This window comes from Halobacteria archaeon AArc-dxtr1 (assembly GCA_025517425.1).
Lineage (GTDB): Archaea > Halobacteriota > Halobacteria > Halobacteriales > Natrialbaceae > Halostagnicola.
Window position 1 is genome coordinate 40,237 of sequence record JAOPJY010000002.1, and the last position, 25,639, is coordinate 65,875.

Sequence of the window (25,639 nt, forward strand, 5' to 3'; positions counted from 1 at the left end):
GGCCGAGGGCGATCACAGTACACTGGCTGTTCAACAGCGGAATCGACCCTGAGAGACCGACCGACGGCGAGAACCGATATGGGACCACCAGCCGACGCTGCCCGGAGGTAGTGGAGACGACTCACCGACCGACGAGACTGGCGACTCGACGGCAGCGAAAAGCGCCGACGGGACGGACGGCCGGACAGGACTCGTCGGCGTACCCACATCACCCTCGAGGCCGGCAACAAAACACGAAAGTTGAGTTCTGCGGACCGATCGTCGACATCGAGCCTGTCTGACGAATCGTTAAGTGTTCCGAACACTGATGGACTGGTGATGGGGAACAAGAATAAGACGATCTCGTTCCGGGTGAACGAGGACGCCTTCGAGTCGCTGCAGGATATCGCCGAGGAACGTGATATCTCGCTTTCGGCCGTCTTTCGCGACTACGTCGACCTGTTGGTCGAACACGACGGGCAAGTGACCGTCGTCCCTGACGCCAAACGCGGCGAAACGGAATCGGAGGCGACGTTCCCACCGTCTGTCGAAGTGCCAAAGAGCTTCGTCCGCGAGCACGAACGTCTCGAGCTCGAGGCCGAACACCTCCGCGAGCAGTTAGAAGAGCACAAGGCCTACGTTGCGGATCTACGCGACGAACTCGAAGACGGCGGCGACGACGTCCTGTTGCTCGACGAGTTAGACGAGGAAGAGTCCTTCCAGTTACGGTAGGGGTGATACTAGACGGACTCGTTAGCCGAGCAGGTATCGAGTGGTCGACCAGCTACTAGGTAATCGGCCAGCTACCGAGTCAGTTCGGTTGCTGCCTGTCGAATCTCCTCGCGCTTCTCTGGGGCACCGTCGACGCGGGCCAGCCCTTCGGCCGCCTCGAGCGTTCGAACCGCGTTGTCGAGAAAGGAGAGCACGTCGCCGGGGTAGGCATAGACCATGTAGTCGTCGCTCATCACGTCGACGATGGCGTCGGGGCCGAGTCCCTGGGCTCGCAGGTCGAGCAAGTAGCTGACGAACTTCCGTTCCGGACAGCCACAGTAGGGGTTGTCGTCGCAGCCACAGTCCAGAAAGTCCTCAGCGAAGTCGAGGACGCGGTCTCGGGTCGCATCGTCTAACTTCTCGAGTCCGTCGCCTCGAAAGAGGATATCGAGCGTCGCACCCTTGAACGCCCCCTTCGGGATGTTCGTCTCGAGCTGGGAGCTCAGCTGGCGGTGGTTCTTGACGTAGATCTTGTCGGTGATCGCCACGGGTTGGCGGAGCTACGCGAGCGAGCGAAAAAAGCCCACCGTTCGCCAGCCACTCACACGGCGTCGGCCAGAACGTAATGTATTTCACTCGCTCCACGAGTACGTATCAATGCACACCGTGTCCGGGTTGGGGTAGTGGTTATCCTTCAGCCTTGTGGAGGCTGAGACGCGGGTTCGATTCTCGCACCCGGACTTTCTGACGACGACTTCACGGAGGAGTCGAAAGTCCGACCGAGATCGAACCAGGGAGTGAAGCGAACGCAGTGAGCGAAACGACCGTGGTTCGATTCTCGCACCCGGACTTCCTTCGGCGAGAAATCCGCGAGCCGCAGGAATCCTACCGAGATCACCTCCTGGAAACGACAATCGAATCAATCATCTGCTTCTGGCGACGTCAAGTCGTCGGTCGCAGACGTCGTATTCTCGAGTTGACCGGTTTCGTAGCCAGTCCAGTCGAACTTCTGCTGGAAGTAGATGGCCACGTTGACCAGCGCCAGGAGGACGGGCACCTCGATCAGTGGGCCGACAACGGTCGCAAATGCGACACCGGATCCGACGCCGAAGACGGCGACGGCGACCGCAATCGCGAGTTCGAAGTTGTTCGACGCCGCGGTGAAGCCGATGGCCGTCGTCGTCGAGTAGTCTGCGCCGATACCCCGTCCCATCGCGAAGCTCACGAGGAACATGAGCACGAAGTAGATCGTCAGCGGGACGGCAATCCAGACGACGTCGGTTGGCTGGGCGAGGATGTTCTCTCCCTGCGTGGCGAACATCACGATGACCGTAAACAGGAGCGCGATCAGTGTGATGGGGCTGATTTTCGGGACAAACTGTTTTTCGTACCACTCTTCACCCTTGGATCGAACGCCACCGACCCGGGTCAGAATCCCACCGGCGAAGGGAATGCCGAGAAAGATCGCGATCGCCCAGAACACCTGTGCGATCGTAATGTCGAAGGTCCCGATGCCGGCGACCAGCGCGTCCATGCCCAATAGTGGTGGCAGAAACAGCGCAAAGAACCAGATGTACACCCCGTAGGTGATGATCTGGAAGACGCTGTTGAACGCAACCAGTCCAGCAGCATACTCCGAGGAGCCGTCGGCGAGGTCGTTCCAGACGAGCACCATTGCGATACAGCGGGCCATTCCGATGAAGATCAACCCGAGAAAGTACTCTGGATGGGCCGGAAACGGCGGGACGAGACCGCTAAAGAAGATCACCGCGAGCGCGAACATCAGCGTCGGTCCGATCAGCCAGTTCTGGATGAGACTCAAACTGAGTACACGCCACGCGCTGAACACCCGCGGCAGCTGGCCGTAGTTGACCTTCGCCAGCGGCGGGTACATCATCGCAATCAGACCGATTTCGACGAGGTAGTAGTCTTGGATCGGATCGACGATCCCTGGAGTGACGTACCCTAGACTGACTCCCAGTCCCATCGCGAGAAAGATCCAGACGGTCAGGTACTTGTCGAGGAAATCCATCGACCGCGGATCACCACAGTCCGGACAGTCGCAGTCTGCCCCGTGTTCGTGTTTAAGACTACCCACGGTAACCGACCTCCGACTGACAGCGACCAATCACTGCACCAATTCGACACGCTACTCGTATCGGAAGGTTGTCTATGCCCATTAATGTAAATGGAATCTTATTCGTCAGCAGCGATTACATCGAGTTGTACAGCAGCGTTGCCAGGGAGTGAGCAGACGCCAACGGTCGTACGTGGTGGATATGTTCCGTCGAATCTGGCCTGATACACCGCATCAACAGCCGCCCGTGCGTCTATCTCAGTCAACTGCACCTCGATTTTCATCACATCCTCAAGTGTGCGATCCCGTGCTGACAGCATCGATTCGAGCCGGTCGAGACACAGGTCGGCTTGGTCTTTAATTGAGTGTTCGTTCATCACAACACCAGATTCCTCGGGAAGAATCCCCTCGAAGAAGAGCAGGTCTGACTCACCCGTTCGAACACCGTACGCTGACCCACTTCCTGATCCCTCGCGCTGTCGCTTACTTTCGCTACTAACTCTTTCGAGAGGGGTAGTCTCCGGTTCGGAGGACGCAGCATCTACCGCCTGATCATCCGACATTGATTGAGGCACAGATCAATTGAACGCTCGCTCAAATAAATAAGTACTGGTCCGATCCGGACCAGGTAGACAATACGTATTTTCTCAGGTCAGCAATCGAAGTGGAAATTACCGAGACCCGTCGAGGACGGTCAGCAGTGCATTTGCACGGCTCGTTGCCTGATACTTGCGCCATCGTCCCTCTTTTCGTTTCGTCACGAGACCAGCGTCAGCGAGGGTAGAGAGTGCGTGGCTCACAGCACTATCGCTAACATCGACGAGCGGTGTGATTTCACAGACACAAAGCGCCCCATCGGCTTCGACGAGGAGTCGTATAAGTCGGTATCGCGTCTCGTTACCAAGCGCAGACAGCGTTTGAACGTCTTTTGAAATAATACGCACATCGAGCACTGATTCCAAACTGTCGAGCTCAGCGAGACGCTTCTGAAGGTCCTCGTTTCGGCACTCTCCGAGTTCGTCTTCGAGATAGCGACGGAGTCGGTCGGCTGATTCAGACATTATGAGATAGTTGTGGCGGAGCTGAAATAAGCGCTCTGTCAGCAAGTCATTTTCGAGAAGAGAACCCAGCAGGGACTTGTTACAAGAACATCGATCGAACCCGCTGGACGCCGTCGAAGTCCTTCAACCGGTAGATGAGCTGTCTGACCTCTTCGGCATCGCCTTTCACGAACAGCGTCTCGAGACACCAGTCGCCGTTGTGGGCGTGGCTGGTCGAGATTATCGTCTCCTGGTGGTCGTGCTGGACGGCGTGGAGGCGCTCGATGACGCGCTCGTGTTCGTAGTCGAAGACGACGACGCCGGTGACGGTCCCCTCGACGTCTTCGAGGACCTCGTGACGCTCGACGTACTCGGCCATCGCCTCGCGGATCGCTCGCGAGCGCGAATCGAGGCCCTCCGCCTGCCAGGTGGCGTCGAACTCCGCGAGCGCGTCGTCGGGGACGGCTAAGCTCGTTCGCATACCTGAACCAGCGGCCGCGACCACATTATCGCTTTCATTAGTACGAAATCCCAGGATCGGTAGTAACAAGCTGTTTACGCGACGTGTCCCGAGTGTGCGGTATGGATATCGGGCTAGTGGCTGGCGTGGTCGCCCTCGGAATCGTCCACGGCGTGTTGCCCGATCACGGCTGGCCGATCGCTGCGCTGTACGCGCTCGAGCGGCCGCGACAGTGGCTACAGGGGACGGTTGCGGCGCTGGTCCTCGGAATCGGGCATCTGATCAGCAGCGTCGCGCTCGTGCTCGCCTACTACTGGTTTAGCTCCTTTGCGGCCTTCGCCGAGGGGCCGTGGATGAAGCCCCTCGCTGGCGGCCTGCTGATCGCGCTCGGCGTCTACGAGCTGGTGTGGGGAGGACACAGTCACGACCATGACGATCACGGTCACAGTACGGATGACCACGGACACGACCATGACGATCACGGGCACGGTACCGATGACCACGGTCACGACCATGACGATCACGAGCATCACCACGACCACGACAGCCAGCACGATCATAACCACGACACCGATGGAGGTCCCGGACTCGACGGCGGCCACGGACACTTCACCAGCGCACACGCCGAGGGCGGGCTGTGGACCCTCGGTGTCACGGCGCTGGTGCTCGGGTTCGCTCACGAAGAACCGATCCAGATCTTAGCAATCTGTGCGGGGACGCCGTTCTGCCTGGAACTGATGCTGATCTACTCGCTTGCCGTGATCGTCGCCATCCTCGTGCCGACGCTGCTGTTGATCGCCGGCTACCAAACCCATCGGGAGCGCATCGAGCGCTACACGCCGTACCTGCCGACACTTACCGGAATCGTCCTCATCGGCGTCGGCCTGGGATTCGTGCTGGGTCTCTTCTGAGAGTTTGATCGTCGCAAATCGATCGCGGGAGCGATGATCCGCAACGATTACTCGAACAGGTCGGGAGCGTCCGTCTCCAGATCCGCGCGTTCTGCGTAGGCGACGGTGTAGTAGTCTCGGTCTGTAAGTTCGTCGGGATCGTCGGTAAGCACCGTCTCCTCGTCGTCCATGAACAGTCGGCGACCGTAGTGGACGTCGTATCCCGCATCGACGAGTTTTCGGTGCGTTTCCGGGACGTCGGTAACTTTGAACAGCACCATCCTGTCGGGACCGACGGGTGCGGCGCCGTCGGCGGCCTCCCGAAGCGTCAGCTCGGATCCCGCGGCGATCTCGACGTCGAGGGCGGTCGCGAACGCGGTGACGGTCGAGACCCCTGGAACGACGGTGACCGATACATCGGGATGAAATCGCTCGAGCGTCCGTCTGAGGTGACCGAACGTCGAGTAGACGTTCGGATCGCCGAGGGTGACGAACGCGACGTCACTCTCGCGGGCCGCGGGTGCGACGACCTCGGCGGCGTCCTTCCAGGCGCGGCGCAGTTCGTCCTCGTCGCGGGTCATCGGGAACTCGAGGTCGGCGAGCTGGGAGGGCTCGACGTACTCGCTGGCGACGCGTCTAGAGAGTCTGCCGGGGGTGTAGACCGCTTCGGCGCGCTCTAAGATCTCACGCCCGCGGACGGTCACGAGTCCGGGGTCACCTGGTCCAAGTCCGATACCGTACAGCGTCATAGCTGGAGCGTCTCCCCCTCCCGAGCCGGGAACGGATTCTCCATCGTGGCCTGATCTTCGAGCTCCATCTCAGTGCATCGACAGTCGTCGAGCCGAGCATTGATATCATCGATATCCATCTCTCGGCCGATTACGACGAGTTCGGTCTTGCGATCGCCGTACTGCTCGTCCCAGTCGATCGCCTCGTCGTCCTGATATCGCTCCTGACGGTCAGTTGAAAGCGATGCGATCCACCGGCCAACGACCTCGATATGGGCCTCGGGGCCGGAAAGCGAGAGCGTCAGGGCGTGGTCCGGCCGCCCCGCGACGTGGAGAAACCCCTTTGCGCGCACGACGCTCGTCGGAAGCTCGGCAAATGTCTCGTGCAGCCGTTTAGGGTGCATCGGCCGACGAGCCTCGTAGAGGAAGCTCTCGACGCCGTACTCTTCTGGTGGGTGAGCGTGGCTGTGGTCATCGTCGTCTGTACTGTGGTGGTGTTCATCTGCCTCGTGATTTGGATGTCCGTCGTCGTGGTCGTGCTCCCGATGGTGTTCGAGCGCGCGCTTCCAGCTCGCCGAGGTGGAGACGGATTCAAGGTCGAAGCGAGCGTCGGGAGCGAGCAGCGCTTCGGGTTCGACATGGCCGAACTCGGCCGTGAGTAACTCGGCGTCGGGCTGGACTGTGCGGAGAAGGTCGATCGCCTCTTGGCGCTCTGTCTGGTCGACGAGGTCGACCTTGTTGAGGACGATCGTATCGCAGAATTCGACACCGGCTGCGATGAGATCCGAGAGCGGCCGGTCGCCGTCGTCGGCGCCGTGCCGCGAGACCACGCCGCCGGCGAAGGCGTCGTGGAACTGCCGGGCGTCGACGACGGTCGCGACGCTGTGGAGGTCGTAAAACGCACCCGCGTGACCGTGGACGAACTGCCGGGCGACGGGCGCCGGTTCCGAAATACCGGAGGGTTCGACCAGCAGGTACTCGAACGACTCGGAGCGCGCGAGGTCGACGATCGCTCGCTCGAACTCGCCGTGAATGCCACAGCAGATACAACCGTTCGAGAGTTCGACGACCTCGCCGTCGTCCGTGACGCGTCGCTCGACGAGGTCGGCGTCGACGTTGACCTCGCCCATGTCATTGACGACGACAGCGATCTCGGCGTCGTGATCGGCCGTGAGTACGTGATTGAGCGTGGTCGTCTTGCCCGCGCCGAGGGCACCCGAGAGGACGGTGACTGGAACTGTCATCTCAGTCGTCTGCGAGCGCGAGTTCGCGCTGCTCGTCGCGGCCAAACGGGTCAGGAAGCGCCTCCCAATCGGCGTCCATCTCCTCCGCAGAGAGCACTGTCTCCTCGAGACGCGATTCGAGCGAGGACGGGTCGAATTCACGGCCGATGAACACGAGTTCGGTTCCGCGATCACCCCACTGTTCGTCCCACTCGTCGTCGAGGTCAGGCAGCGCCTGCCGATATCGTTCCTGTTGTTCGGCGGGAAGGGTCGCGATCCAGCGGCCGTTTGGACCTGCGCGAACGGACTGGCCAGCCTTGTCGAGTCCCATCGCGATATCCTCTCGACCCGCCGACCAGAAGAAGCCTTTCGCGCGGATGATCGCGTCGGGAAGTTCCCGGAGGAGGTCAGCGAAGCGTGCGGGGTGAACCGGCCGGTCGGCGCGGAAGATGAACGACTCGACGCCGTGTTCCTCGGCGGCTGCGTCGTGGTGGTGACCCTCCTGAAGCTCGTGCTTCCAGCCGGCCGAATCCTGGGCGACCTCGAAGTCGAACCGGCCGGTCGAGAGGATCTCACCCGGGTCGACCTGACCGAACTCAGTGCGAACGATCTCGGCCCGCGGTTGGAGGACGCCGAGTACGGCCTCGATCTCGTCGAGTTCGGCGTCGGGAACCAGGTCACACTTGTTGAGCAAGAGGACGTCACAGAACTCGATCTGGTCCATCAACACCGTCTCAGGAACGCGATCGGTCCCCTCGGCCGAGTCGTCGCTGACCAGCGTGGCTCCGGAGTCAAAGCCCTGGTACATCGCGTGGGCATCGACGACCGAAACCATGGTGTCGAGGTGGTAGTCCTGGGTCGGATCGTAGTCGGCGTCTTCGAATCCGAGGGCGAACGTCTGGGCGACGGGGATCGGCTCCGAGATACCGGACGACTCGACCAGTAGGTAGTCGAACTCGCGGTTCCGAGCGAGGGAACAAACCGCCTCCAGCATGTCGCCCCGAAGGCGACAGCAGATACAGCCGTTGGAGAGCTCGATGATTTCCTCGTCGCGCTGGGAGAGTTCCGACTGGCGCTCGACGTGTTCGGCGTCGACGTTGACCTCACCCATGTCGTTGACCAGCACGGCGACGTCGTAGCCGTGGTCGGCCGTGAGCACGTGATTGAGCGTGGTCGTCTTGCCCGCGCCGAGGGCGCCCGAGAGGACGGTAACTGGAATTGTGTCCGACATCGGGCCAATTTACCACACCAAGATACTAAGTTGTTAGTTATTACGAACTGAGAGTAGTGTCATAACAAAACATATCCGCATCGGCCGTGACGTCCGAACAATGCCGGTAGTCAGCGTGTCCATGCCCGAATCGCTACTCGAGGAACTCGATACGTTCATCGACGAGTACGGATACAGTGGGCGAAGCGAGGCCATGAGAGAGGGAGCGCGCGGCCTACTCACGGAGTTCGACGAGCCAGAACTCGGGGGGGAGCCGATCGTCGCGACGATTACGACGGTGTTTGGCCACGAGACCGACGCCGAAACGCGGCTATCTGAACTGCGACACAGCCATCAAGAGCTGGTCACGTCGAACGTCCACAGCCACGCGGGCGATGCGTGTCTCGAACTGTTCGTCGCTGAGGGGACGGTCGAAGAGGTCGGTGCGTTCGTCTCGAAGCTTCGGAGCGTGTCTGGAGTGAGCACCGTCGAGTACGCCATCCTTCCCCCGGATCAGCGCGCGCTGGCGTAACCGGGCCTCGGCGCCGTCGAAGCCGCGTGACGGGCGATCGCCGACGAGATTCGGTCCGCGGCTCGTCTCGCACCAGGGATATTTGGCGCGTACGGACCGACGGTTCCCAGCGCCAGTGCACCCGACACGTAGAGGGGAGCGGACTCGCCGTCGGTTCGCCGCCACGCAAGCGTCTCGTCGTCCAGAATGGGCATCTCCCGGTGACCACGGGCTAGCGAGAGCGCATCGGCGACACGGTCGACGAAGGGATGGTCGAAGACGGGCTCGAACCCGGTCGCGAGGACGACCCGGTCGGCATCGACAGGCGCACCGTCCGCGAGACGGAGGCGAACCGACTCGTTCTCGACGCGACACGCCTCCACCTCGCCCTGTGAGAGCGTGAGTGAACCGTCTCCCAGCCGGCGGTCGAAGGCATCGTAGAGGTAGGTCGGAACCGACGCGTCGTACCTGGCTTCCTCGACGACGTCGAGCCGTCGCCGGGAGCCCGGCGGGTGGACGTGAAGCTCCCGTTCGACGTGCGACCAGTTGATCCAGGGCGGATCGGCCTCTGGGATCTCCCACTCGAGCGGGTGGCGACTCACCATCGTCACCGACTGAGTCTCAGTCAGGTCGAGCGCGAGCTGGGCTGCGGTGCTTCCGCCACCGACAACTGCGGTCCGAGAGACGTCGGCAGCGGGATCGAACCCGTCCCAGACGTGAGTGACGCGGTCAACCCCTGCAGCCCAGTCGGGTCGGTGATACCGACCGCCATGGCCGATCGCCAGCACACAGCGGCGCGCGTCGATCGGACCGTGGTCGGTCTCGAGTCGGAGGCCAGATCCATCGGAGTGGTCGCGGATCGCGTCGACATGGGCCTGAATATGAAGCGATTCGAGATTGCGACGCTCGATGACGTAATCGGCGTACTCGAGGAAGAGATCGAGCGTCGGCCGCGGCGGGTAGTCGACCGTTGGAACGAGATCGTCTTCCCGGCCGACGGACTCCGCGTAAGACTCGAGGCCGAACGGTTCGGTGCCGAGATGGTGAACGAACGACGAGCGAAGCGCCGACATCCCGCAGGCGCGGGCTTTCTTCCGAAACGAAGCGAGGAGGCGTTGGTTCGGGTCCACGATCGCAAGTTGGTCCCATTCGATGGGTGTTTCGTCGAGCAGTCGCTGTGCGAGGTAGGTTCCGTGGATACCGCCGCCGACGACGACGCAGTCGATCGTTGATGAGTGCTGTGAGGTGGCCATGCGAAATTGATCCGTTCATCTCGGGAGAGGTCGGCGTGTTTAATAAAAATAGTGGTTCAGATAATAAGACATAACATAACTGTGGGCGATAGTACCATCATATGGGTAGCAACTCGACACCGGTTACCGTCCTCTCCGGGACGCTGGGCGCGGGGAAGACGACGACGTTGAATCACCTCATTCGAGCGGGTACAGACCTCGACCTCGCCGTCCTCGTCAACGAGATGGGCGAGGTCAGCGTCGACGCCGAACGAGAAGTCGGACTCGCCGACTGAGTGCCAGCGATGCGTTCACGCTCCGATCCAGACGGCGAGGATCTGCGCCCGCCCGACTGTCGGGCCCGCATCGAACGGAACGAGACGCAACCAGATGTCTGTACGATCTTCGATACGTCCGTCCCGCGGCGGCTGACGACGAGCTGGATCTCGGCCGAGGAGGGTTCGTACGTGGCGCTTGACGACGTGCGGTGAGCGGTGTTACGTCTCCGTCGGCGCGCTCGCGCCGCTCTCGCGGATGATGTTGAGCGCGGTCATGAGGTCGGACCGGGAGATCAGCCCCACGAAGTCGCTCTCGCCGTCGTCTGTGTGGCGCGGCGAGGTGGTTTCGGCGCCGACGTGTTCTGACTCCGATTCCCCCACGCTGGGATCGGAATCGCCGAACCCGCCTGCGGAATCGCCAGTACCGAATCCGGAGTCGCCAGTACCGAATCCGGAGTCGAACGGGCCGAATCCGCTCTCGGACGGGGATGTCGAGTCGGCGATCACAGTGTCGGCATCGACGACCACCAGCAGGCGACCGATCCCCTCCGACTGCATTCGCTGGATCGCAGTCATCGCGTCAGAATGAGGACCGATCGTCTCCAGATCGGTGGTCATGACGTCGCCGACGGTGTAGGCGTCGCGTTCGACCGGGCGGACCTCCTGGGCATCAGAGAGCGTCACCAGACCGACCAGTCGGCCGTCGTCGAGGACGGGGTAGCCGGTGTGGCGCTCCGAAAACATCCGTCCGATGAGTTCGGCGACGCTCGTTTCCGGATCAACGGTGTGGAGATCACGGACAGGGGTCATGATGTCGCTGACGGTTACTCCCTCGAAGGCCGCCTTCATCGTCACCTGCTGGGCCTCGCTGGAGGCGGCGATGTAGACGAAGAAGGCGACGGCGATGAGGACGATGTTGAACGCGAGCAGGCCGAACAATCCCATGAGCACCGCGAAGAACTTCCCGATGCCCGCCGCCTGCTGGGTGGCCCGCGCGTATGGCCGATTTCGTGCGAGGAGAGCTCGCAGGATTCGACCGCCGTCCATCGGAAACGCGGGGAGCATGTTGAAGATGGCGAGTGCGACGTTCAACACCGCGAGATATCCGAGGACGAACCGGGCGCCGTCGATCGACTCCGGCGTGAGCAAAAACAGTACGTAGGAGCCAACGCCGACGAGCACGCTGACGATCGGGCCGGCGAGGGCGATGTTGAACTCCTGACGCCAGTCGTCGGGCATCTCCGAGAGCGCAGCGATGCCACCAAGCAGCCAGAGCGTGATCGAGTCGATCGGGAAGCCGTACCGCTGTGCCGTCACGGAGTGGCCGAGTTCGTGGAGCAAGACGCCTGCGAAGAGGCCGATGGCCGCGGCGAAGCCGAGCAGCCAGGGCGTGGTCCCGCCGGTGACCGCCTCCGGGTCGATGCCGGCACCCATCGTTTCGTTCAAGATCGTAACGAGCGCGCCGATCTCGACGCCGATGAGATAGGCGAACAGGGGAAGGATCAACAAGAAGGTGAGATCGAGCTTGATGGGGATTCCGAACACCGAGCCGATCCGAAAGCTCTTCCACATGTGTCACGATACCGGTGGAAGCGCCTTAAACACGCCGACGGCATACCGAACGACCGGCCGCTGTAACCGAGCGCCGAGCCTCGCTGACGAGACGACTCGCGTCGAGGGGTCGGCGGAGGCAGTCGAATTCGGTTCGAAGCCTTTATCCGCGCGGTAGCACTCCGTTTTCGTAAGTAACCACCATGTCAGACAAGCCAGCCTCCATGTACCGGGAGATCAGTAAGCCGGCGTACACGCGCCGCGAGTACATCACTGGGATCCCCGGCTCGAAGATCGCACAGCACAAGATGGGCGACGTCGGCACCGACCCCGACGAGTACCCCGTCCAGATCAGCCTCGTCACCGAGGAGGAAGTCCAGATTCGCCACGGCAGCCTCGAGGCATCCCGCCTCTCGGCAAACCGCCACATGCTCAAAAACGCTGGCGAGGGCAACTACAAGATGATCCTCCGGAAGTTCCCCCACCACGTCATCCGGGAGAACAAGCAGGCGACGGGTGCGGGTGCAGACCGTGTTTCCGACGGAATGCGCCAGTCCTTCGGGAAGATCGTCGGCACGGCCGCGCGAATCCAGGCCGGCGAGCGCATCTTCACGATCTGGTGTGACGTCGACGACGCCGAGTTCGCAAAGGACGCGCTGCGACGCTCGTACAACAAGATCTCGCCGCCGTGTCGCATCGTCGTCGAGCGCGGCGAAGAGTTGCTGGTCGCGTAATCGACCGACCCGCTTTTCACGCGTATCCCTCGCTCGATAGCCACCGGCAACGCAGTGCTCACGGGAACACGGGGGAAACTGCTTGCACGAACGCCACCAGAAGGAGCAGCGCGTAGCCGACGCCGAACCGAACGACTGCTCGGGAGGGTCGCTCGAGGAGACCACGCTCGCCGGCAACTCCGGCGAGGTAGCCACCGAGCGGAAGCACCTGCAAGGCATGGAGGCCGAGGAAGTGTACAACACGGAAATCCCCCGCTATCGCCCACCCGACGACGGGAATCGTCGCGCCGCCATCGAGCGCGCTGGTCTCGAACGCGACCATCGCTAGACCCTCGAGCGCACCGAGGACGAACAGCAAGATTCCGAGCCGGATACCCCAGGCAAACGCCGGGGAAACATCGAACGAGCGGCCCCACGACCGAACGAGGAGCCAGCCGACCAGCAAGGTCATCACGAGGATCGTGACACCCATTACCACATAGATCGACAGGTCGAGAGTCGTCGAGTCGTTGAAATGTGACTCGACGCCGCGACCTGCCTGGCCACCGATGAGCACGATTTCGACGAACGCGGCGACTGCAACGCCGATCGAAACTATTCGAAGGAATCGATCACTGACGGGGAGGTGCGTTCCGATCCAGCCGAGCGTCGCAGTGAAGATGGCGATCGACGCCGCGAACGTCGCTGGTTTGAGCCACACCGGGTCACCACCGACGGTTCGCGCGTCAATCACGATGCCAACCAGAAACGCGGCGAACAGGATCATCTGTGCAAGTGAGACGCCCCAGAGAATTCCGTTTCGGCGTCTCAGTTCTGCACTCACGCTCCGTAGCCGTACCCAGGGTACGAGCCTGCTCGCCGGGCGGTGATCAGTAGGCTGGTTCTCGGCGGAGTCCATTGCTCTCCCATCCAGGCTGTATCGCCGTGGAAGTTAGCCCAACATGTTGGGCCTATCGAGACGGGCGAACTCCGGACCTGAGTCGAGCAGGCAACAGCACGGTCGGACAGCCGGACTACGCTGGGTGCGGACGCCGCCCGACGAGGAACCACTCAAGGATCTCGGCAGCACCGCGACGGATCGTCTCGCTCGCTGTCGATTTGTCGACGCCGATTCGGTCGGCGACGTCCTCGAGTGTACACGACCGGGGAACCTCGAAATAGCCTTCCCTGAGTGCAACGGTCACGCACTCTCGCTGGCGATCGGTCAGCAGCGCGTCTGGATCTCGACCTTCGACCACCGAGAGGAGTTCGTACTCGTAGCCGGTCGCGTCCAGCCCGGCGCCGAGCATCTCGAAGTGATCGCGCGTTGCGGTCACGTCGAACTCCATGGCACCGTTCTGGACCGTGACCGGAAACTCCGGCGGAAGCGACGAATCACCGAGAAACGCGTAGAGTTGCTGTTCGGTCGCCTCGTACTGTGCGATCGTCCGCTGGTCGTCGAGATAGAGCCGATCGTAGGCAACGACGTCCGGGTGGTCTTGGACGGCTTCACCGGCCGCTTCGGGGTCCGAAGCCGTGATCTCGCCCAGTTCGAGCGCAGTGTCCCCAATCGGTACGCCAGTGAGTAGTCTGAACGTCGCGTCCGGAAACGACGTCGAAACCTCGGTGATCCAGAGATCGGTCGGCAGTTGCAGCCGAAATCGTGCCTCGATCATCGAGCTCTCTCCCCTCTCGAATTCGTGAGTGGGCTGGCCAACATGTTGGGCAGACGTTCGTAACCCCAGCGAATAAACGATGTCCCATGACGCAACTCGACCGCTGTGGAACGCACCGAATCGTGACTCAAAGAACGGTCGACAGACGACCACCGGGAGTGATGGGTCCGTGACGACGTCGCTGCCGTGGGACCGATCGATCCATCGCTCGATTCACGTGCTGTTCGCCGTCGCTCTCGGGAGCTATCTCTACTCGCCGCTCTCGGACGTGTGGGCCGCGGAGCTACTGATCCAGGGTCTGGTCTTCCCGGGGCTGGCACTCTCGGGGATGCTCCTCTGGAAGGAGGCCGTCCTCCGGCGATGGATCCGGACCCACCGATCCGAGCGCTCACCCTGAGCGTTCGTCGCTAACCAGCGACCGCAACGACGTGACACCGCGGTCAGCGACTCTTTTTTGCCGGTCCCGTCCCGAGTCAGGGTATGATCGAGCTCGCCGTCGCCAACGACCAGGAGACGTTCCAGCGGATGCGCGAACCGCTGGCCGAGCGAGAGATCACAGTCCACCACGTGCCCGCGAGCGAGCGCACGGTCGATCTCTCGGACCCGCCCTGGTCGCCCGGCGACTACGACGTTGGCTTCGTCTATCCCGGGCGGGTGATGGAAGGCGGGGTTGCGGACGCACTGCTCGATATTCCGTGGCTCAACGACCGACGCGACGTGCTGACCTCCCGGAACAAGGCGGCGGTACTGGCTCGTCTCGGGCGGGCGGATCTGCCGGTTCCCAGGTCCGTCTACGTCTCGAACGAGGTGGGCGAGGCCGAACTGGCCGACGTCTTCGCGCGGTTCGACCCACCGGTGGTCGTCAAACCGAACTCGACGACGCGGGGCGTCGGCGTCGCGAAGGCCCACGACGTCGATTCCTTTCTGGGGATTTGTGACTACCTCTCACTGGTCCACGACTACCGGGCGACCGGCGATCGGTCCTTTCTCGTCCAGGAGTACCTCCCTGACGCCACCGACTACCGCGTGATGGTACTCGACGGCGAGTACGTCGGCGCCGTCGAACGTCGGTTGCCCGACGATGCGGTCGCCGAGGGGCAATGGAAGCACAACGTCCACCGCGGAGCCGTGGCAACGGGGGTCGACCTGCAACCCGACCTCCGGGAACTGGCAGAGAGCGTGGCCAGCGAGCTCGAGATCCCGTTTCTCGGGGTCGACCTGCTGGTCACTGACGATCGAGTCGTGGTCGGCGAGACGAACGCGCGGCCGACGATCGATGCAGAGACCAAGTACGAGCCGGGATTTTACGACCGCCTGGCGGCCACAATCGAGGCGGCCGCGAGCGAAAGATAAGCACGGCTCAGGGGCACGTCGTTCGCACACTTCACAAAACGAAGAGAACCGACGCGACGAAGAGGTGTTACTCGAGGCTGATGTCCGAGGAGACGTCCGCGGGCTCGAAGACGACCTCCAGAACGCCGTTGTTGTACGTGGCGGCGGCGGTGTGTTCGTTGACGCGGGTCGGCAGCGAGATGCGCTCGTCGTACTGTCGGTGGCGGCTCTGGGCCGAGATGGTCAGCGTCTCGCCGTCGCACTCGAGATCGATATTGTCTTTCTCGACGCCGGGAAGGTCGGCGACGACGCGGAGTTCGTCCTCGCCCTCGTGGACGTCGACGTGGGTGTCCGAGCCGAAGCCGGTGTCGGCGCCGCTGGAGTTGAACTCGACGTTCCCCCCATCCATCATCTCGTTCATCATCCGCTCGAGTTCACGAAACAGGTCGTCAAAGGGTTCGTCGCGGTCATCTCGTCGCATGCAAGCACGTAGTGGCGCCCACGGCAAAAACCTTCTGTCGCCGTTAATTGTTCGCACGGCTTTGGGGGAGACGGAGCCGACTGATTCGCCGTCTCACTCTCGTCTCGGGACCTCGTGGCGGCCGAAGCCGTACCGCAGTCGACTGGCGAGTCGGCGGCCGAACCGGCCGTCGTCAGCCCGCGAGCCGAATCGTTCGGCGAGGGCGGTGTAGATCAGCGGCACGGGCACTTCCTGTTCGAGCCCCTCCTGGACCGTCCAGGTGCCCGTCGAGCCGCCCTCGATCCGGTCGGCGACGTCGCCCAAGTCCGTCCCCTCCTCGCGGAACGCCTCCTCGCAGAGTTCGAGGAGCCACGAGCGGATGACCGCACCGTTGTTCCAGACGGAGGCTACGTTCTCTAAGTCGAGATCGTACCGACCCTCGTGGAGGAGCTCGAACCCCTCGCCGTAGGCCTGCATCAGCGCGTACTCGACGCCGTTGTGCACCATCTTCACGTAGTGCCCGGAGCCCGCAGCCCCCATGTGTTCGTGACCGTCGGGGCCGGTCGCGACCGCATCGAACGCCGGTTCGAGTTCGGCGTAGGCCTCTTGGGGACCGCCAACCATGAGCGAGAAGCCCAGTTCCGCGCCGGCCGGGCCGCCGGAGGTGCCACAGTCGAGGTAGGCCGCGGGGCAGGACTCGGCGCGCCGCACCGAGTCCTCGAAGTAGGAGTTGCCGCCGTCGACGACGATATCCTCGGCATCGAGGTGGGGTTCGAGCTCGTCGAGTGCGGCGTCGACGGCCCCGCCGGCGGGCACCATCAGCCAGATGCGCTTCCGGTCCCCGTCGTCGAGGCTCGTTGCGAGATCCGAGATCGAGTCGGCCGGATCGGCGCCGGCGTCGGCGGCCGTCGCGACGGCTTCCGGTTCGAGGTCGAAGGCAACGACATCGTGGCCGGCTTCGAGCACGCGGTCGACGACGATCTGTCCCATCCGTCCGAGTCCGATGACGCCCAGTTGCATGCGCGTCTCTCGGTGGTGGGGTGAGGTAGTGGTTGTGATTCGTGGCGAAAACGGTTCAGCAGTCACGCGGCGGGGTGGCGTGCCGTGTTGGTCGAGCGCGTCGATTCAACGCAGCGGCTCTTCGACTCTGGCCCAGCCAATCGCGTTGAGGACGACGACGCGGTCGCCACATCGAACGTAGACGCCGTTGTACTCGGTGCCGTCGCCCTCGTGGTAGGGCAGTGCCGTCCGGATAGCGTCGACGACCGACCAGGCGCCGTCGCGCTCGACGGTAACGTTCGCCCACTGCTCGCGGGCGTCGGTTCGAACCGCGCGCTCGATCGCCTCGCGAAGCGACGGCCGCCTGGTAAAATACTCGTGTGAGACGTCGACGACGGTCGCATTCGCCGGAACGCGGTCGACGATTCGCGCGCCAATATCGGCTTTCGAGCGAGCCGTTCGATCCGCGGTACGACCCGACTGGAGGACGTAGCCGGCCGCCGCAGCGGTTCCGACCACGAGCAGCGAAAACGCCACGTCTTTGCCCCTGATCATTATGGCCCTACCTTACAGTAACCGATTAAGTAATTTTCGGATCAGTGGGTTGTTCACACGTGACACAATTCGTGAACGATAGCGTCGGTTACAGGACCTGAGTGACGTTGGCCGAGAGCATGCCGGCGACGATCATGAGGAGAACACCGGTGAGCGCTGCAGCACGGAGGACGGGCTGGGCGTTTCGGGCGGGCTCGCGCAGCTTCTGCTCGTCGAGACCGGACCGGAACCGAGCGACGCCGATTTCGACGAGCACCATCATGAGGAACCAAAGGGCGACCATCGCGAGGACGAGTTGGCCCCGGGTGGATCCGAAGAGGCTGTCCGCGGTGTAGGCCGCTCCAGCCATGTGACCGCCCGAGAGCAACAGCACGAGCGCGCTCGCCCGAGAGATGTGGGCAAGCCGTCCGGCGGCGACCGAGAGCGGAGCGGTTGCGCTGAACGCGCCGTCTCTGGCGAGCGGAACGAGTACAAATGCGGCATAAAAGACGCTTCCAACCCAGAGGGCGGCGAACACGAGGTGGACGGTCGTCGCGACGAGATAGTCGGCCATACGAACCGCTTCGACAGAACGGTTATCAGGGTTCCGGCTCGTCGGCGACAGATACCACGTGAAGTCACAGACGGTTACTCGAGCCACTCGGGCGTGAAGTCGACCAGTCGGCGGCGGACGAGTGCGTAGCCGATCGAGATGACGATCGCACCCGTGACCGTGACAGCCACCCAGCCGTCGTACACCAGAAGGGCTGGAACCGCGAGCGCGATGGCAACGACGGCGTCCTCGGGGGCGCCGTCGTACCGGATCCACCGGCGGGCGGCGAGCCACCGACCCCGAAGGTGGTCGTAGACCGCCCGCCCGCTGGCGTCGTTCCAGGGATCCATCTCGGGACCGCCGCCGAGAACGTCACTCGCCGCATGGAGCCACGCGGCGACGGCGAACGCGGCGACGCCAACAGTGAGTGGGGTCGACCAGAGAGTACCGAGAGCGACCACAGGGACCGCGACCGCGCCACCGAGAAGGGGGAAGTGGAGTGTCCGCCGGTGAGCCAACAGCAGGTCTGCATCCGGCGCGAGCCCGCCGAGGATGGCCCCGACGGCGAGCGCCGGGGCTAGCTCGGGAACCGCGTAGGCCACCGGCGCGAGAAGCGCCAGCCCGGCCAGAACGTGGGTGGTAGCCATCATCGGCGTGACGTTAGCTACCCGACGAAGCGTGAAAACGGTATCTGTGGCGGACGTACTCGAAGGTCGGGTCGGAACGGTGTTTGGCCGTCGACCGGAGTCGGAATAGTTGGCCCGTAGCCGAGACGGCCGGGTGCAATCGAGATAGTTGGCCCGCAGCTGAGACCAACGACCTCAATCGACGTTCTCGCCCTGATAGCTGCCGTCGTAGGTACTCTCGTGGTTCGCTTCGGCGAGGACGAGCTGGGCGATCCGGGCGCCGCGTTCGATCTCGATATCGTGGTGGACCTGCAGAAGACCCTCGCCGCGTCCCTCGTAGCCGGCGTCCCAGACTGCGGTGTTGAGCATACAGGAGTTACGAAGCAGCGACGAGCGCGGGTAGAGAAACCCGACGTGTCCCTCCGGGATGTGGATGCGCTCGCCGTACCGGACGACGTACGAGCCCTGTGGCAGATAGTAGGTCTCGGGCATCTTCTCGTCTAACTCCTCTAACGGACGCGCGACGCGCTCGCCGATGGACTTCCCGTCGCTGCCGATCCGCCCGGGTTCGCGCTGCTCGAAGACGATCTCCAGGGTGAGGTCGACCCCGTTGGGCTGGACCTGCTCGGCGGTCGTCGGGGAGACGTGGTCGGCGACGAAGCTCCCTGCACGGAACATACGCTCGACAACGTGGTGGGTGGGAGAAAAGGGTTCGCGTTCCCGGTTGTGTGTAGTGTAGCCGAACCCGTCACGCTGTTCGTGGAGAGAGGTTTTGCTGTCAGATGTTGTATAAAAAACATATGCTGGATGGTCAACAATAGAACAACATGAACCGCCGAACCGTCCTCGCGTTTGTCGGCTCCAGTGTCGCCTCCGTCGGCGGCTACTCCACGTGGAGCTGGTATCGGCAATCAGTTCAGGGGGCGACGACTCCCGCTGGAATGGCTGTTGAGACGATGTACAAAGAGGATGACGTTCGTTCAGATCAGGACGACGTGATCGACACACACACAGTATACGAGACGATCATCGAAACCAAAACGGCCGCCGAGACAACGCTCGAGCAGACGGAAGCGGTCTCCGCGTTCATTGCCGACACTGATTTTGCGGAGTCGTATCTCGTCTTCGTACAGAACAGAATGCAACCGAAACCGGATCTCGTCTTAGATTCGATTGTGCGTGAAGACGGTAGACTCCAGATCGCGCTTGGGGTGGAAGTGAGCGGCGACGTTCCGGGTGATAGTGCGATTCATTCGTTCCTCATTCGGATTACGGATGAAGAGGATGACGTTCCAGCGGAGGTAACTGTCACTGTGGACGATCTCTAGGTCGACGCCGACGACGTGCTTAGGCCAGCATCGTTACACGCGAGGTACCTCGGCGGCGGTAGCTCGGTTTCGAGCCGAAGAGGGGCAGACGAATCTGCGAAGGCAAGAGGTGAGAACGAATCGAGCCGAAACGTGGTCGCAGTGAGGGATTTTTCGAGCAGTGTTAGATAGAAACACGCTGGATTTATCACGACGGAAAGCCGAGATTCAGGCGCTATGGGACACACGATCACGGAGAAAATTCTCGAGGATCACCTCGTCGAGGGTGAACTCGAGACCGGTGAGGAGATCGGGATCGAGATCGACCAGGTCTTGACCCAGGACACGACCGGCACGATGGTCTGGCTCCAGTTCGAGGCGATGGGACTGGACGAAGTTCAGACCGAGATCGCCGCACAGTACTGCGACCACCAGACCTACCAATTCGACTTCAAAAACACCGACGACCACCGTTTCCTTCGTTCTGCAGCTGGCACCTATGGGGCACACTTCTCTCGCCCCGGAAACGGGATCTGTCACAACGTCCACCGCGAGAACTTCGCGGCCCCCGGCAAGACGCTGCTCGGCTCGGACAGCCACACGCCGACGCCTGGCGGACTCGGCCAGCTCGCCATCGGCGCCGGCGGGATCGACGTCACCGTCGCGATGGGTGGGGCACCCTACTACATCGAGATGCCCGAGATCGTCAACGTCCGCCTCGAGGGCGAACTGCCCGACTGGGCCACCGCGAAAGACGTCATCTTGGAGATGCTCCGTCGCCTCTCGGTCAAAGGCGGCGTCGGCAAGATTCTCGAATACACCGGCCCCGGCGCCGAGAGCCTCACCGCACCCGAGCGGATGACGATCACCAACATGGGCACCGAACTCGGCGCGACGACGTCGATCTTCGGCACCGACGAGCAGACCGAGGATTACCTCGAACGCGTCGGCCGCGCCGAGGAGTACGTCGAGATCCAGCCCGACGACGACGCCGAGTACGACGACGAGATCGTCGTCGACCTCTCGGATCTCGAGCCGCTGATCGCCCAGCCGTCGATGCCCGACAAGGTCGTGCCCGTCCGCGAGGTCGCCGGCACCGACGTCGAGCAGGTCATCGTCGGCTCCTGTACCAACGGCGCCTACGAAGACGTCCTCCCGGCCGCGAAGATGCTGGAGGGCCGCGAGGTCGATATGAAGACCGAGATGATCGTCGCGCCCGGCTCGAAGCAGGCCTCCGAGATGCTCGCCCGTGAAGGGTGGGTCGCGGAGATGATGGCCGCCGGCGTCAACTTCTCCGAGGCGACCTGTGGCGCCTGTATCGGCATCGGCCACGTCCCCGCCTCCGACTCCGTCTCGCTGCGGACGTTCAACCGCAACTTCGAGGGCCGGTCGGGGATCGAAGACGACAACGTCTACCTCTGCTCGCCGGAAGTCGCCGCCGCCGCGGCGATCGCCGGCGAGATCGTCGACCCACGGGATCTGGCCGACGAACTCGGCGATCTCGAGGATCCCGGCATCGAGCTGCCCGACGAGTACGACGGCTCGAAGACGGACCTCATCAGTCCCGACGAGGCCGTCGACGACGACCTCGTCAAGGGTCCAAACATCGGCGACGTCCCGCTTCGTGAGGGGATCGCGAGCGACGTTCGAGGCGACGTCCTCCTGAAGATGGACGACAACATCACGACCGACCACATCATCCCCGCGACCCAGGACATCCTGATGTACCGGTCGAACATCGACAAGCTCTCCGAGTTCACCCTCTCGCGGGTCGACGAGGAGTTCGCCTCCCGAGCGGCCGACGCCGACGGCGGCGTCCTGCTGGCCGGCGAGAACTACGGCCAGGGCTCCTCGCGCGAGCACGCCGCGATGTGTCCGATGTATCTGGGCGTCGAAGCCGTCCTCGCCCAGAGCTTCGCCCGGATCCACCGCGCGAACCTGTTTAACTTCGGTATCGTTCCGCTCGTGATCGACGAGGACGCCTACGAGGGCATCGATCAGGGCGACGAGGTCGAGATCGTCGAGGACGTCTCCGCCGCCGTTGCCGACGGCACCGAGGCGTTCACCGTCCGCGTCAACGGCGACGAGGAGTACACCGCGACGCTCGACGCCTCCGAGCGCGAGCGCGACATTCTCGCAGCCGGTGGCAAACTCTCCTGGACGAAAGCCCAGGCCGAAGGCGGCGCCGGCGCCGCACCCGCCGACGACTGACGACAGTCGTCGCATCCGGCCACCGTTCCGATTCGAACGGATCGTTCGTTCTGCCTACGGTTCGGGATCGTACTCGAAAATCTCCTCGATCGAACACTCGAAGTACGTGGCGAGTTGAAACGCCAGTTCGAGGCTGGGGTCGTACCGTCCGCCCTCGATGGCGTTGATCGTCTGTCTGGAGACGCCGATCTCGTCGGCGAGTTCGCCCTGCGTGACGTCGGCTTTCGCCCGCCAGACGTTGAGATTGTTTTCCATGATTACATGCGCCGTCGGTACAGTTCGAGCAGTGCCTCGTCGACGATAATCCCCCCGAAGACGAGCCCCCAGAGGAGCCACTCGACCGGGAGCGCCATCTCGGTAAACGAGAGGGTGGCGGCGATCAGAGCGACGCCGACGAGCAAGACGGTGGCGGTTCCCATCGATGCACGACCCTGAATGCGGACGTACCGTTCGTCGACGGCGCCGGTCCGCTGTTGGGTTCTGTAGTAGTAGTACATCGCGATTCCGGCGATCGCCCCGAACCCGAGGACGACGCCGAGAATCGGCACGTCGAGGTCGAGGTAGCCGACGGTGAATCCGAGAGCCAGTCCGACAACGGCGATCGCGACGATGGCGATTCGTGATCTATCGATCCACATTATATGTAAAGCGTATTTTACACAGTGTAATAAGTATTTTCCATATTGTCTGTAGAATACGCCAATATAGTCAGGATAGCAGCATCCAATGAGAGTGATCTCCAGAGAACAGACGAAACACCCCCAGGTTTGGCCCGTCAGGTCAAAGTCCGACTCTCGACAGCCCCCGGCCGCCCCTCGCCTGCGAGACTCTCAATTCGTTCGTTCGTCGGTAGCGTCTGCGTCAGTGTCGGTTGAACCGACAGAATTTGTCCCGTTCGGACGCGAACCTGAGTGAGTAGCGGGCGGTTCGTGGTGGTATATCACGTCACCGTCGATGACGTAGTACCCGCCCCTGTCTTCGATCACGCGCCGGTCGCAGTCGATAGCGACGTCGACCAGTTCCTCAAGGGACGCGACCCCGATCTGTGGCCGGTTACAAACCGTCTCAGGTAGCGTCCCACGCGAGATCCAGTCGGCGAATCGTTCTCGCTCGTGATCAGTCGCGATTAGTTCGAGTTGCTGTTGGTCGGGAGCCAAAACGCCCCGATACTTGGCGACACAGATCGCGCCGAGGGCGACAAGAGCGCCAAGAAGAACAGCTAGCGGACCAAACGCCGCTGTCGAAGGGTCCGAATCAGTGCTCGAAACGAGTTCCGTTCGCTGCTCGACGTACTCGCTGTCTTCCGGTCCGGTTAGGGCGTAGGTGTCGCCGTCGGCATCGACGACCAGTTCGTACTCGTCAGTGTGCTCGACGGACTCGCCGTCGATACTCCCCTCGAGAGAGACGTGTGCGAAGACGACCGTCTCGAGCGTCCCCTCGGAGCTACCGAGGCCCTCCTCGATATCCGTTGCCTCATTGTCCATTGCCGATACGTTAGCGTCGAACGTCGCCGTCTGCTCCTCCCCGGGACCGACACCGTCCTCGCTCTCGGATGCGAGTGGTTCCTCGACCGACCAGTGCTCGCCGTCTTCGCCGTCGACGGAACGGACGACGCGGACGAGGTCGACGTCGACCGCGACGTCGCCACTGGGGGCATCGTAGGCGTAGGTGAACTCACCCTCGAGGATCGGCATGACCTCCGTATAGTACAGCGATCGATCCTCAAGGTGTTCGCCGACCGCAAAGACGTCGTTCTCTTCTCGGACCTCCGCCCCGTGCTCGAAGTCGCCAGTCGTCGACCAGGCGTCGACGGTTCGCTGTTGCTCGTCCGTGGAATCGTCGCCGACGGCGCCGTACGCTGCCCAGCCGCCGAACAGGCTGAGCGCGAGCAACGCGACGACGACGAGGACGAACCACTCGTCCAGCGCCGTCCGTGCGCGGACGATCAGTCGGCCACTATTGATGTTCATCGTCGATACCCCCCGCGTTCGTGTTCGCTGTCGTATGCATCGTTCTCACCAGTTGAAACCGCTCGCTCGTTCCGTGCGCCTGCGCGTCCGCGTTCGAATCCGGCCGACTCCGAGCAACAGGGCGAACGGAAGGGCGACCAGACCGACGATGGTCCCGGTTACCGCCGCCATCGCGACCCACGGGTGGATCGCGTGCAGCGAGAGGACGACCGACGTCGGCAACACCGCGAAGTAACGGTACTCCGAGAGCGACCGCAGATAGTACCCCGTCTCGTCGGGGGCGGTGACCGAGATCGTCGCATTTACCGACTCGCCCCGATCGAGCGTCGCTTCACCACCGTCGTCGACGGCGATCTTCTCGCTCGTGGGCTCGAGTACTGTCACGACCGGCAACACACCCCCGTTCTGAAGTTCCCGTGTTTGCGTCTCGGTCTCGCCGGCCGGGATCACGTCCGGTCGATCGGAGTCGAAGTCCGCGCTCACGATTCCGACCTCGGTCGGTCCGGACATCGCGAACATCGTCGCGAACGTCACGATACAGAGGAGTACGGCCATGCCAATGACGAGCGTTCGGGCGTCGAAAACGTCGCGACGCGAGCGGCTCCGGTCGCGAACGCGCTTCGTCGCGTTCCCGCGGTCGAGGACGGCTGAGAGCGCGACGACACCCAGCCCGAACGCGAGCAAGAGATACGCAAGGCCCTGCGTGCCGAGCAACGCACTCGTACCGAACAGCGACGCCAACCAGGACTGACCCGACTCCAGCCCGCTCTCGATCCCCATCACAGCGGTTCCGAGATGCGGGATCGTGACCGGCTCGCCGTTGACCTGCCAGGCGGTCGCGACGATCTGCCCGTCGGTGACGTGTGGTTCGCCGACTTCCTGGTCCGTAGACGGATTCGCGTCGCCTTGTGTCACGTACCCGTGTTCGGTCTCCTCGACGACGCGGTGTGTCGTCAGCCCGCCACCCTCGATCTCCTGGGCCTCGAAGACGACGACGTCGCCCGCCTCGACATCTCCGGAGACCTCCGACGGAATCGCAACGAAGCCGTCGCCGGTTTCGATTGGCGGCTCCATGCTGCCGGTCTCAACGTAGCTGAACAGGACAGGGACTCCGAGAACGTGTCCGGCCAGCAGTGAGAGGAGAGCGACTATGCAGGCGAGGATGCCCGCCCAGTGAAGAATCGTCCGTGCCGTCGTGTTCGGTTCGGTCATGGTAACTCCCTCGCGGATCGCATCGTCGAAGATTCTGCACTCACACACCAGTCTACGTCGCGTTCGATGCAGATGCCGACAAACGGTTTTAGTATCAACTCGCTACCAACACATCATCTTCAGTTAATTTCATATTAGACATACATTCACTGGTGC

General features: G+C 62.7%; 31 protein-coding genes, 1 tRNA gene and 1 pseudogene. 11 read left to right on the forward strand and 22 right to left on the reverse strand.

From position 1 onward, the window contains the following. Positions 1-318: 318 nt before the first annotated feature. On the forward strand, positions 319-711 hold the full coding sequence (locus OB905_09060; protein MCU4926130.1) for a CopG family transcriptional regulator: 393 nt from the start codon (positions 319-321) through the stop codon (positions 709-711). A gap of 71 nt (positions 712-782) precedes the next feature. Here the strand turns inward: OB905_09060 and OB905_09065 are convergent, their stop codons facing one another. Continuing rightward, positions 783-1,238, reverse strand: a complete 456-nt coding sequence (locus OB905_09065) for a DUF5814 domain-containing protein (protein ID MCU4926131.1) — start codon at positions 1,236-1,238, stop codon at positions 783-785. A gap of 121 nt (positions 1,239-1,359) precedes the next feature. Here OB905_09065 and OB905_09070 point away from each other — a divergent pair. Beyond that, positions 1,360-1,431, forward strand: a tRNA-His gene (locus OB905_09070). A gap of 178 nt (positions 1,432-1,609) precedes the next feature. On the opposite strand, the gene arsB is transcribed toward OB905_09070, so the two are convergent. From arsB to OB905_09090, 4 genes are all read right to left on the reverse strand, one after another. Next, on the reverse strand, positions 1,610-2,722 hold the full coding sequence (gene arsB, locus OB905_09075) for an ACR3 family arsenite efflux transporter (GenBank protein ID MCU4926132.1): 1,113 nt from the start codon (positions 2,720-2,722) through the stop codon (positions 1,610-1,612). A gap of 164 nt (positions 2,723-2,886) precedes the next feature. Further along, positions 2,887-3,330, reverse strand: coding sequence for a RidA family protein (locus OB905_09080; protein ID MCU4926133.1), 444 nt, complete (start codon positions 3,328-3,330; stop codon positions 2,887-2,889). A gap of 108 nt (positions 3,331-3,438) precedes the next feature. Further along, the gene (locus OB905_09085; protein ID MCU4926134.1) at positions 3,439-3,828 is read right to left on the reverse strand and encodes a metalloregulator ArsR/SmtB family transcription factor; all 390 of its coding nucleotides are present in this window, start codon (positions 3,826-3,828) and stop codon (positions 3,439-3,441) included. A gap of 79 nt (positions 3,829-3,907) precedes the next feature. Continuing rightward, positions 3,908-4,288, reverse strand: coding sequence for a ribbon-helix-helix protein, CopG family (locus tag OB905_09090; protein MCU4926135.1), 381 nt, complete (start codon positions 4,286-4,288; stop codon positions 3,908-3,910). A gap of 101 nt (positions 4,289-4,389) precedes the next feature. Here OB905_09090 and OB905_09095 point away from each other — a divergent pair, with 101 nt between their 5' ends. Then, positions 4,390-5,178 carry an ABC transporter permease gene (locus OB905_09095; GenBank protein MCU4926136.1) on the forward strand — a complete coding sequence of 263 codons (789 nt, stop codon included), beginning with the start codon at positions 4,390-4,392 and terminating at the stop codon, positions 5,176-5,178. Positions 5,179-5,225: 47 nt separating this feature from the next. Here OB905_09095 and OB905_09100 read toward each other — a convergent pair whose 3' ends face one another. The 3 genes from OB905_09100 to OB905_09110 are packed head-to-tail and all read right to left on the reverse strand — an operon-like array spanning position 5,226 to position 8,339. Then, positions 5,226-5,906 (reverse strand): cobalt-factor II C(20)-methyltransferase, encoded by a 681-nt coding sequence (locus tag OB905_09100; protein MCU4926137.1) that lies wholly within the window; start codon positions 5,904-5,906, stop codon positions 5,226-5,228. Continuing rightward, positions 5,903-7,129 carry a GTP-binding protein gene (locus OB905_09105; protein ID MCU4926138.1) on the reverse strand — a complete coding sequence of 409 codons (1,227 nt, stop codon included), beginning with the start codon at positions 7,127-7,129 and terminating at the stop codon, positions 5,903-5,905. The genes OB905_09100 and OB905_09105 overlap by 4 nt, the downstream gene beginning before the upstream one ends. A 1-nt stretch (position 7,130) precedes the next feature. Then, positions 7,131-8,339, reverse strand: a complete 1,209-nt coding sequence (locus OB905_09110; protein ID MCU4926139.1) for a GTP-binding protein — start codon at positions 8,337-8,339, stop codon at positions 7,131-7,133. 100 nt (positions 8,340-8,439) lie between these two features. Here OB905_09110 and OB905_09115 point away from each other — a divergent pair, with 100 nt between their 5' ends. Then, entirely contained in the window at positions 8,440-8,850 is a 411-nt protein-coding gene (locus tag OB905_09115; protein MCU4926140.1) for a CopG family ribbon-helix-helix protein, read from the forward strand. On the opposite strand, the gene OB905_09120 is transcribed toward OB905_09115, so the two are convergent. Further along, a complete protein-coding gene (locus OB905_09120) occupies positions 8,832-10,082 on the reverse strand; it encodes an FAD/NAD(P)-binding protein (protein MCU4926141.1) in 1,251 nt (416 codons plus the stop codon). The genes OB905_09115 and OB905_09120 overlap by 19 nt on opposite strands. A gap of 101 nt (positions 10,083-10,183) precedes the next feature. Between OB905_09120 and OB905_09125 the strand changes: the two are divergent. Together OB905_09125 and OB905_09130 are read left to right on the forward strand one after the other, a co-directional pair. Further along, positions 10,184-10,333 (forward strand): annotated as a pseudogene (locus OB905_09125) (GTP-binding protein). A 33-nt stretch (positions 10,334-10,366) separates the two neighbouring features. Continuing rightward, positions 10,367-10,552 carry a hypothetical protein gene (locus OB905_09130; GenBank protein ID MCU4926142.1) on the forward strand — a complete coding sequence of 62 codons (186 nt, stop codon included), beginning with the start codon at positions 10,367-10,369 and terminating at the stop codon, positions 10,550-10,552. 6 nt (positions 10,553-10,558) lie between these two features. Here OB905_09130 and OB905_09135 read toward each other — a convergent pair whose 3' ends face one another. Next, positions 10,559-11,911 (reverse strand): CBS domain-containing protein, encoded by a 1,353-nt coding sequence (locus OB905_09135; GenBank protein MCU4926143.1) that lies wholly within the window; start codon positions 11,909-11,911, stop codon positions 10,559-10,561. 182 nt (positions 11,912-12,093) lie between these two features. Here OB905_09135 and OB905_09140 point away from each other — a divergent pair, with 182 nt between their 5' ends. Continuing rightward, on the forward strand, positions 12,094-12,624 hold the full coding sequence (locus OB905_09140) for a 50S ribosomal protein L16 (GenBank protein ID MCU4926144.1): 531 nt from the start codon (positions 12,094-12,096) through the stop codon (positions 12,622-12,624). 58 nt (positions 12,625-12,682) lie between these two features. On the opposite strand, the gene OB905_09145 is transcribed toward OB905_09140, so the two are convergent. Together OB905_09145 and OB905_09150 are read right to left on the reverse strand one after the other, a co-directional pair. Further along, on the reverse strand, positions 12,683-13,390 hold the full coding sequence (locus OB905_09145) for a hypothetical protein (GenBank protein ID MCU4926145.1): 708 nt from the start codon (positions 13,388-13,390) through the stop codon (positions 12,683-12,685). 247 nt (positions 13,391-13,637) lie between these two features. After that, the gene (locus OB905_09150; protein MCU4926146.1) at positions 13,638-14,279 is read right to left on the reverse strand and encodes a helix-turn-helix domain-containing protein; all 642 of its coding nucleotides are present in this window, start codon (positions 14,277-14,279) and stop codon (positions 13,638-13,640) included. Between the two features lie 169 nt (positions 14,280-14,448). Here OB905_09150 and OB905_09155 point away from each other — a divergent pair, with 169 nt between their 5' ends. Both OB905_09155 and OB905_09160 read left to right on the forward strand, forming a co-directional pair. Next, positions 14,449-14,676, forward strand: coding sequence for a hypothetical protein (locus OB905_09155; protein MCU4926147.1), 228 nt, complete (start codon positions 14,449-14,451; stop codon positions 14,674-14,676). A gap of 83 nt (positions 14,677-14,759) precedes the next feature. Continuing rightward, complete coding sequence (locus tag OB905_09160; GenBank protein MCU4926148.1) at positions 14,760-15,632, forward strand: RimK family alpha-L-glutamate ligase; 873 nt, start codon at positions 14,760-14,762, stop codon at positions 15,630-15,632. Between the two features lie 67 nt (positions 15,633-15,699). On the opposite strand, the gene OB905_09165 is transcribed toward OB905_09160, so the two are convergent. From OB905_09165 to OB905_09190, 6 genes are all read right to left on the reverse strand, one after another. Then, the gene (locus OB905_09165) at positions 15,700-16,092 is read right to left on the reverse strand and encodes an Hsp20/alpha crystallin family protein (protein ID MCU4926149.1); all 393 of its coding nucleotides are present in this window, start codon (positions 16,090-16,092) and stop codon (positions 15,700-15,702) included. Positions 16,093-16,185: 93 nt separating this feature from the next. After that, entirely contained in the window at positions 16,186-17,091 is a 906-nt protein-coding gene (gnd, locus tag OB905_09170; GenBank protein MCU4926150.1) for a decarboxylating 6-phosphogluconate dehydrogenase, read from the reverse strand. 105 nt (positions 17,092-17,196) lie between these two features. Continuing rightward, a complete protein-coding gene (locus OB905_09175) occupies positions 17,197-17,628 on the reverse strand; it encodes a hypothetical protein (protein MCU4926151.1) in 432 nt (143 codons plus the stop codon). Between the two features lie 85 nt (positions 17,629-17,713). Continuing rightward, positions 17,714-18,178 carry a copper resistance protein CopD gene (locus tag OB905_09180; GenBank protein MCU4926152.1) on the reverse strand — a complete coding sequence of 155 codons (465 nt, stop codon included), beginning with the start codon at positions 18,176-18,178 and terminating at the stop codon, positions 17,714-17,716. A gap of 74 nt (positions 18,179-18,252) precedes the next feature. Then, positions 18,253-18,807, reverse strand: a complete 555-nt coding sequence (locus OB905_09185) for a metal-dependent hydrolase (protein MCU4926153.1) — start codon at positions 18,805-18,807, stop codon at positions 18,253-18,255. A gap of 171 nt (positions 18,808-18,978) precedes the next feature. Continuing rightward, positions 18,979-19,698: a deoxyuridine 5'-triphosphate nucleotidohydrolase gene (locus tag OB905_09190; GenBank protein ID MCU4926154.1), complete on the reverse strand. Its 720-nt coding sequence runs from the start codon at positions 19,696-19,698 to the stop codon at positions 18,979-18,981. Here OB905_09190 and OB905_09195 point away from each other — a divergent pair. Both OB905_09195 and OB905_09200 read left to right on the forward strand, forming a co-directional pair. After that, positions 19,611-20,111, forward strand: a complete 501-nt coding sequence (locus OB905_09195) for a hypothetical protein (protein ID MCU4926155.1) — start codon at positions 19,611-19,613, stop codon at positions 20,109-20,111. The two genes, OB905_09190 and OB905_09195, sit on opposite strands and share 88 nt — an antisense overlap. 216 nt (positions 20,112-20,327) lie before the next feature. Further along, a complete protein-coding gene (locus OB905_09200) occupies positions 20,328-22,301 on the forward strand; it encodes an aconitate hydratase (protein ID MCU4926156.1) in 1,974 nt (657 codons plus the stop codon). Between the two features lie 54 nt (positions 22,302-22,355). Here the strand turns inward: OB905_09200 and OB905_09205 are convergent, their stop codons facing one another. The 4 genes from OB905_09205 to OB905_09220 all read right to left on the reverse strand — a co-directional run bounded on the left by OB905_09205 (position 22,356) and on the right by OB905_09220 (position 25,531). Then, positions 22,356-22,556, reverse strand: coding sequence for a helix-turn-helix transcriptional regulator (locus tag OB905_09205; GenBank protein MCU4926157.1), 201 nt, complete (start codon positions 22,554-22,556; stop codon positions 22,356-22,358). A gap of 2 nt (positions 22,557-22,558) precedes the next feature. Next, positions 22,559-22,939 carry a DUF1129 domain-containing protein gene (locus OB905_09210; protein ID MCU4926158.1) on the reverse strand — a complete coding sequence of 127 codons (381 nt, stop codon included), beginning with the start codon at positions 22,937-22,939 and terminating at the stop codon, positions 22,559-22,561. Between the two features lie 192 nt (positions 22,940-23,131). Then, positions 23,132-24,271 carry a DUF5305 domain-containing protein gene (locus OB905_09215; GenBank protein ID MCU4926159.1) on the reverse strand — a complete coding sequence of 380 codons (1,140 nt, stop codon included), beginning with the start codon at positions 24,269-24,271 and terminating at the stop codon, positions 23,132-23,134. Positions 24,272-24,316: 45 nt separating this feature from the next. Next, positions 24,317-25,531 carry a signal peptidase I gene (locus OB905_09220; protein ID MCU4926160.1) on the reverse strand — a complete coding sequence of 405 codons (1,215 nt, stop codon included), beginning with the start codon at positions 25,529-25,531 and terminating at the stop codon, positions 24,317-24,319. Positions 25,532-25,639: the final 108 nt, after the last annotated feature.